Below are 1163 nucleotides of genomic sequence, written 5' to 3'. Positions count from 1 at the left end.
GCCGCCGCCCGGCTCCGGCCGACGGCGGAGGCGGGACGGTCGAACGAGGGAAAGGAACGGCACCGGTGCGGACCGAACAGGAGAGCGCTGTGCACGACGACGGGCGCGGAACCCGGCCGGAAGGCGGGGACGCCCCTCGGGAGGCCGGCGCCCCGCTGCCCTCCGGGGAGAACGGGGGCGGTGCGGCCGTGATCGTGCGCGCGCCCACGGAGGCCCGCAACTCCGGTACCCACGACATCGACCTGCTCCCGGCGCTGGACGTGCTGCGACAGATCAACGCCGAGGACGTCACGGTCCCCGGCGCGGTGGGCGCGGTCCTGCCGGAACTGGCGCGGGCCGTGGAGCTGGGGGTGGCCGCCCTGGAGAGCGGGGCGGCCATCCACTACTTCGGCGCGGGCACCTCGGGGCGGATCGCGGCCCAGGACGCCGCCGAACTGCCGCCGACCTACGGCGTGCCCGCCTCGTGGGTGGTGGCCCACCACGCGGGCGGCGGGGAGGCCCTGGCGCGGGCCGTGGAGGGGATCGAGGACGACTGGGAGTCGGGCCGGGCCGACGCCGCCGGGATCGTCCCGGGGTCGCTGGCCGTGGGCCTGGCCGCCAGCGGGCGCACCCCGTACGTGGGCGGGGCGCTGGAGGCGGCCCGGGAGCGCTCGGCCGCGACGGTGCTGATCAGCGCGAACCCGCAGGCGCCGCTGGCGCGGGAGGCGGACGTGCACGTGGGCATGGCCACCGGCGCGGAGGTGATCGCCGGGTCCACCCGGATGAAGGCGGGCACGGCGCAGAAGCTGGCGTTGAACGCGTTCTCCACCGCGGTGATGGTGCGGATGGGGCGGACGTACTCGAACCTGATGGTGGGTGTGGACGCCACCAACGGCAAGCTGCGCGGCCGCGTGGTGACCATCCTGACGCAGGCCACCGGGTTGGACGAGCGGGTGTGCGCGCGGGCGCTGAACGCGGCCGGGGGCGACACCCGCGTCGCGCTGGTGTCGCTGTTGGCCGACGTGGACGCGGACACGGCGGCCCGGGCCCTGGGCGAGGCCCGGGGCCGGGTCCGCCCCGCGCTGGCCGGGTTGGGCCTGCCGGGCCGGGTCGCCCCGGAGTAGGCGGCGGGGCGGTCGGGACGGCCGCTGTCCCGCGCGGGCCGGGCCCGCACGAGTTGAGTC

1 protein-coding gene is annotated in these 1163 nt (G+C 77.7%); it reads left to right on the top strand.

The genetic code is table 11. The annotated features are described in order from the left end of the window. Positions 1-65: 65 nt before the first annotated feature. Complete coding sequence (locus DQW06_RS07765) at positions 66-1103, top strand: N-acetylmuramic acid 6-phosphate etherase (protein ID WP_041552246.1); 1038 nt, start codon at positions 66-68, stop codon at positions 1101-1103. Positions 1104-1163: the final 60 nt, after the last annotated feature.

It is taken from the genome of Nocardiopsis sp. TNDT3 (assembly GCF_003427465.1).
GTDB classification, from domain to species: Bacteria; Actinomycetota; Actinomycetes; order Streptosporangiales; family Streptosporangiaceae; genus Nocardiopsis; species Nocardiopsis dassonvillei.
This window is presented reverse-complemented; position numbering and strand designations above follow the sequence as displayed.